Source organism: Staphylococcus sp. HMSC14D10, from assembly GCF_001808125.1.
Classification (GTDB): Bacteria; Bacillota; Bacilli; order Staphylococcales; family Staphylococcaceae; genus Staphylococcus; species Staphylococcus haemolyticus.
The window spans coordinates 65,943-72,408 of sequence record NZ_KV792233.1; the positions used below are offsets into that span (position 1 = coordinate 65,943).

At 30.7% G+C, this 6,466-nt stretch carries 6 protein-coding genes and 1 riboswitch; of the genes, 4 read left to right on the forward strand and 2 right to left on the reverse strand.

Annotated features, from left to right (window positions below):
• Positions 1-17: 17 nt before the first annotated feature.
• Together HMPREF3134_RS01435 and auxA are read right to left on the reverse strand one after the other, a co-directional pair.
• On the reverse strand, positions 18-1,190 hold the full coding sequence (locus HMPREF3134_RS01435; RefSeq protein WP_070440287.1) for a class I SAM-dependent rRNA methyltransferase: 1,173 nt from the start codon (positions 1,188-1,190) through the stop codon (positions 18-20).
• 189 nt (positions 1,191-1,379) lie between these two features.
• The gene (auxA, locus tag HMPREF3134_RS01440; protein WP_053018986.1) at positions 1,380-2,675 is read right to left on the reverse strand and encodes a lipoteichoic acid stability factor AuxA; all 1,296 of its coding nucleotides are present in this window, start codon (positions 2,673-2,675) and stop codon (positions 1,380-1,382) included.
• A gap of 149 nt (positions 2,676-2,824) precedes the next feature.
• Here auxA and graF point away from each other — a divergent pair, with 149 nt between their 5' ends.
• The 4 genes from graF to HMPREF3134_RS01455 all read left to right on the forward strand — a co-directional run bounded on the left by graF (position 2,825) and on the right by HMPREF3134_RS01455 (position 6,216).
• Positions 2,825-2,944 carry a glycopeptide resistance-associated protein GraF gene (graF, locus tag HMPREF3134_RS12275; RefSeq protein ID WP_107609884.1) on the forward strand — a complete coding sequence of 40 codons (120 nt, stop codon included), beginning with the start codon at positions 2,825-2,827 and terminating at the stop codon, positions 2,942-2,944.
• A 290-nt stretch (positions 2,945-3,234) separates the two neighbouring features.
• Positions 3,235-3,334: riboswitch (TPP riboswitch) on the forward strand.
• Between the two features lie 88 nt (positions 3,335-3,422).
• Entirely contained in the window at positions 3,423-3,998 is a 576-nt protein-coding gene (locus HMPREF3134_RS01445) for an ECF transporter S component (protein WP_070440289.1), read from the forward strand.
• Positions 3,999-4,010: 12 nt separating this feature from the next.
• Positions 4,011-5,414 carry an ABC transporter ATP-binding protein gene (locus tag HMPREF3134_RS01450; protein ID WP_070440291.1) on the forward strand — a complete coding sequence of 468 codons (1,404 nt, stop codon included), beginning with the start codon at positions 4,011-4,013 and terminating at the stop codon, positions 5,412-5,414.
• A complete protein-coding gene (locus HMPREF3134_RS01455) occupies positions 5,407-6,216 on the forward strand; it encodes an energy-coupling factor transporter transmembrane component T family protein (RefSeq protein ID WP_070440293.1) in 810 nt (269 codons plus the stop codon). Before HMPREF3134_RS01450 ends, HMPREF3134_RS01455 begins: the two co-directional genes overlap by 8 nt.
• Positions 6,217-6,466 lie beyond the last annotated feature (250 nt).

Sequence of the window (6,466 nt, forward strand, 5' to 3'; positions counted from 1 at the left end):
TACCCACTTTTTATTATTTAATGCTTGATATTAATGAATACAGCTTTTAAATATTTTGAGGGTTTATAGTGCGGATGTGTTTTAAAGTCCTTAGGTAAGCCCATAACTGCCTCAATTTCGTAAGTTACACCCGCTTCGTTAAGTGTTGTTTTAATAACATTTTTAAATGCTTTTAATGAGAAAGCACTTGAATTTGTACATAATAATAACGAGCCTTTTGGAGCAAGTATACTTAATGCACCATTAATTAAATCATCATAATTCTTTTGTACTGAGAATGTTTTCTTCTTATTTCTTGCAAAACTTGGCGGGTCAATAACTATTGTGTCGTAAACTTTGCCATGTCGTGCAGCATAATTGTAAAAATCAAATGTATCCATAACATATATATATTGACTTTTAGGGTCAATACCATTTAAACCAAAGTTTTCTTCAGTTAAACTACGTGAACGGTTGGCTAAATCTACACTTGTCGTTGATTTAGCATTTTGAGCAGCTACTACAGAAAACGCACCTGTATAACTAAATAAATTTAGTATATCTTTCTCTTTTGCAAAATGATCACGTAATTTCTTACGTACTTCTTTTTGATCTAAGAATATACCTGTCATCAAACCATCATCTAGGTCTACATTGTAAAATGTAAAATTCTCCTCTATAACTATTGGAAAATCAGGTGTTTCACCGAGTACATGTCCACCGGTGTATTCAGAGTCTTTAAAACGCATTTTTTCATAAATTGACTTAAATGGAAATACCTGTTGAATGGCTTCAATGACATTATAGCGAAACTTATATATTCCCTTTGAATACCATTGAATCAATAAGTGACCATCGTAATTATCGATTGTTAAACCTCCAACACCATCGCCTTCAGCGTTAAATAGTCTAAACGCATTGGTTCCTTCAATATGATAGTAATAATCACGCTCTTGTAATGCAATTTGAAATTGTTTTTCGAAAAAAGAAGTATTAATGGCTTCGTTTTGATCATAACTCAATACCCAGCCTAAACCTTTATGTTGACGTCCTACATATGCAGTCGCAATGTACTGTTCTTGACCGTTCATAAGATAAAATAAATCGCCTTCTTTTAAATGATCATTGTTATAAATATCATCTTCATCCACAAGTGGATATTGATTTAAATACTTTGATTCCTTACCTCTATTTAAAGTTGCTATTTTCATTTGTTAACGCTCCTAATTTGAATGCTTTTGTAGTTTAAAGTTTATAAAAGTTTCTAAATATTATTCGTTATTATTTTAACAAATATGAATTTGTCATTACACAAAATAACATAAACAAAAAAGGTGGATCGCGAAGTCTATTTTGTCATCATAGATTTCACGCTTCCACCTAAATAAAAATTGAAATAATTAAGGTCTTTCTCTCAATTGTAACGTAAATGCGATAATAACCGCCATCAACATTAAGATTAGAGTTGGAGTAATAAAAATCGATAATAATAATCCATGAATCATAATGTTTACGAATTCAGTTAACAATTTAAAGAATAGAATACTAATCATAAATAATTGTAAATAATAATATTTACCTCTTAAGAAATGTGTAAATGTAGTTGCAATGTATGTAATGATTACAAACATTAACAATAACAATGTTACCCATTCAACAACATATTGCGTTTGAGATAGTTCCCATTCACCAGAAACAAACAATGCGTTTCTGTTATTAAATTCGATAAATGTAAATAAGAATAGAATGAAGCCACAGAATATTTCTACATATGCTGGTTTAATCCATTTTGGACGTCTCATCCAATTTGGTATATCATCTTCTTCAATATTAAATACATTTTTGAATTTATTTTTAAATTTATCACGTTTTGATCTGATTTTTTCTAAATCGACACTTCTTCTCGTCTTACGTGCATATTCTGATGTTTTATCTTGAAGTTGTTTAAAATGAACTTTAGACTGATTCGAAACATTTCCCTTACTTGTTCTTGATAATTCAGGTTCTTCTTCACCCAATTCTTCTTTAGTTAATGGTAAAGCTCTTCTTAAGAACAGGAAATTCCATATTGAAGCTTGCGCTAATAACCACATAACTAAGAAAAATGTATTTACACTTAAAATATCTATTGGTGCAATTTCATTTGCATCAATTTTACCGTATAGAGAAATTTGAGTAATTAAATAACTTATTCCGTATGAAAAGATAATCCATAGATAATGGCTTTTTCTATTAGCAACATTAAGTTCATCTTTATATACAATGTAGCCTGTGTGAATTATAAAAGGAATAATAAAGATAATTGCCCAAAAACTGTACACTTGAGTCATTAAAGTAATTGAAATGAGGAAGTATAAAATCCCAATAATTAAAAAGAAAATTGAGATGTCGTAATCATATTTCGTAGTTCTAAATAATGCGTATCCAATAAGCATTACAAGAATACCAAACAGAATAATTATGACTGCACTAATAATAGGAAAGTTGCCTATGAACCTACTCATCACTCTAATAATTTCACTGAAGAATGCATTAAGAAAATCCCATAAATTATGAATTTTCAATTCAACTTTTTCTTTATCTTTTAATTGATTGATTAAAGGTAAGTTTATTAATATTATGAGACCCGTGAAGAGTGAAACGATACCGATAATATAACTAAAAATTATCTCGGTGTGTTTCTTAAGAAAAGACATACTGTTCACCTCAAAATTCATTATATAGTAAGATGTTCATCTTGTCTTTATTAAACAATAAAATACATCTCGAGACCTATATAAGTTTATCCTACTTTTAAATGGGTAAACTTATATTGTAATCATTAATCTATCAAGGAGTGTTAATTATGACAAACGAAGATGCTAAAAAAGCAAAAGAAGTTGAAGAAAAATTAAAAGAACAAAACGAAGAAAAATCAGATGATATTGAGCAAACTAAAAAAGATGTTCAAGACACTTTAGATTAATTATTAAGAAATCTCAATTCGCTGAAGTTGAGAACAATATAATATTTAACTGCTAAACTGCTAAAAAGTAGTAGTTAACTAAAACTGAGAGAACGCTCTTTTCGAGCTTTTCCCAGTTTTTTGTTTTTTACTACAAGGTTTAAATATTCTAGAGATTTCACATGCTAAATGTATTAAGAAACAGCGTGTTCAAAGTAAAATCAAATCCAACCCTCCTTTTTATTTGTAACTTAGCAAAATCATCTTGACATTAAAACTTAAAAGTCATACATTTAAAATAAATTAAATATAAAACGCACTAGGGGTGTGTATACTGAGATGAGGTTTAACCTCGAACCCTTTGAACCTGAACTAGTTAAAACTAGCGTAGGAAAGTGTTGCTAATATAAATAATTGTGGTAAATACACATAGCATTTTATTTAAATTCACGCACAACTTTCTACGGATGGTTGTGCGTTTTTTTTAGGAGGAAATAACATGTCAAAAGGTTTAAAGCTTTCAGAAATATTAGTAACTGTTCTGATTGCAGTAGTATTTGCAATTATTTATAATTTATGGTGGTTTGCATATAATGTGACCCAAGTTGCCGGTGTTCACATTGAACAATTAACTTATGGCGTTTGGTTTATGGCAGCTATCGTTGCGTATTTAATAATTCCTAAGCCTGGTATTGCACTAATTGCAGAATTTGCTGCAGGCGCTGGTGAAACAATCGTTATGGGTAAATTTGATATTCCTACAATTGTATATGCTATTCTTCAAGGTTTAGCTTGTGAAATTATTTTTGCTATTTTCAAATATAAATCTAGATCATTAATGGTTGCTGTATTAGCAGGATTAGCAACTGCTTTAATATCATTCCCAGTTGATTATTATTATGGCTATTTAGCTGAAGTAGCAGGATGGAACCTTCTTTTATTCATTATCTTCCGTTCTATTAGTGGTATAGTAATCGCAGGTTTATTATCTTATCTGATTGTTAAAGCATTAGATCAAACAGGCGTAACGAAATTATTCCGCCCTGCATCTCAAAAAGACTACGACAACCTATAAGGGGAAATTAAAGTGTTAAAAGCGAAAAATTTACGTCTAAAATATCCTAACGGCGAACGTAAAATCTTCGATAATTTAAATATTGAAATTAAAGATAAAGAAAAAGTGCTTTTACTAGGTCCTTCTGGATCTGGTAAGAGCACATTGCTTAATGTTTTAAGTGGTATCGTTCCAAATCTAATTGAATTACCGATGAAATATGATGAGCTTGAAATTGACCCACACTCCGGCGTTATATTTCAAGATCCAGATACTCAATTTTGTATGCCTAAAGTGTATGAGGAACTTGCATTTGTTCTTGAAAACAAACAAGTACCACGAAGTCAAATGGATCCACTCATTGAAGAAGCTCTTGCTTCTGTTGATTTAAATGTTACTGATAATACTTTTGTCAATCATTTAAGTGGTGGCATGAAACAAAAACTCGCTATTGTAGAAACTATTTTACAAGAAGCTAATACATTATTCTTAGATGAACCAACTGCCATGTTAGATGTAGATGCTACAGCTGATTTATGGCAAAGACTTATTCAACTATGGTCTGATCAAACTGTACTTATAGTAGAACATAAAGTTGAACACATCTGGGAACACGTGGATAGAGTCATTTTAATGAATTATGAGGGTCAAATCATAGCAGATGGAACACCAGATTATGTGTTGAAAAATTGCGAAAGTTTACTCACAGAATTTGGTGTATGGCATCCACAAGCTTGGGACCATGCCCCAGAATCATCTAAATTTTCACATAATACAGATGAAACGCTATTTGCCTATAAAAATGGTAATATTATTCGAGGAAAAAAACATTTGTTCCAAGTACCCGAATTAATCGTTCGTTCTGGAGAATGGATTACTATTACAGGGAAAAATGGTACAGGTAAAACAACATTATTAGAATCTATGATGCAACTAATAAAATATGAAGGCGTTATGTCATATAAAAATACTACGTTAAAGAAAATTAAAGACGCAGCTCAACATATGTATTTAGTTTATCAAAACCCAGAATTACAATTCATAACAAATTCAGTTTATGAAGAAATATATATTCATTATAATCATCAAGAACCATCAATCGCTGAAAAAGAAACGATGAAACTATTAAAGTTATTACATTTAGAAGCTGTTAAAAATCAACATCCTTTTGAATTATCTATGGGACAAAAACGACGACTTAGTGTGGCCACTGCACTTAGTTCACGAGCAGAAATCATCTTACTTGATGAACCTACATTTGGACTGGATAGCCATAATACTTTTCAATTAATTGAACTATTCCAGGAAAGAGTTTCTAATGGACAAACCATTATTATGGTTACTCACGATCCTGAAATCATACATCGTTATCCAACACGTCGTTTAATAGCTGAAGACAACCAACTCATCGAGAAGGAAGGTGAATCAAATGTTTGAACGTTGGAAGAAACATTATTCCTTTGTAGATGACGTTAATATCATTACAAAACTTTTACTTGGTGTATCATTATTTATTTTCATTATTTTCGTTCACAATTTTGATTATATGATTTATATAACAATAATTATGTTTATTTTTTTAATGGCATTTAATGGGACTCAATTTAAAATCACCGGTGCATTTATTTTAGCCTCTGTCTTGTTTGCCTTATTATCATCATTATTTATGATTCTTTATGGTGATGGTACGCATATGTTATTTAAATGGGGTATCATTCAAATTAGTACTGAAAGCATCGTACGTGGTTTACATTTATCACTAAGAACTATAACAGTCTCTATGTTTGGTATTTTATTAGCATTGACATCCGAAATTGTAATGATTTTTTACAGTTTGATGCAACATTTAAAAGTAAAACCAAAAATTGCATATGCATTTATGGCTGCAATTAGAATGGTGCCTCTCATTTTCACTTCATTAATTCAATTAAGACGGTCATTGAAAATGCGTTATCAAATGATTGATGCTTCAAATTATAGAGGTCTAAAACGATTAAAACATTTATTGATACCAATATTAAGTCAAAATATTCGTCGAGCACATCAATTGTCTGTTGCGATGGAATCTAAGGGTTTTAAGGACGGTCCTAGAACCTATTATTATAAAGCACCATTTTCTAATAAAGATATTTTATTTATTATTTGCGTTGTGGCCATACTAATTATCGCATTTTATCTTTCACAATACTTTCCTATAACAGGCATTACTGATGCACGAGTATCAGGTTATACATCATAGATACAAGGAAGTGGGACAGTAATAATATTTTTCAAAATTTATTTCGTTGTAACCCCAACTTGCTTAGCTTGTAGAATTTCTTAATGAAATTCTCTTTGCTGGGGCCCCAAACCCCAACTTGCTTAGCTTGTAGAATTTCTTAATGAAATTCTCTTTGCTGGGGCCCGCCTACCAGGTAAGGTTGATTAGAATTAAAAAAGCTTGTTACAATGGCATTTTTAATTCAGTCAACTACTGCCAATATATAATT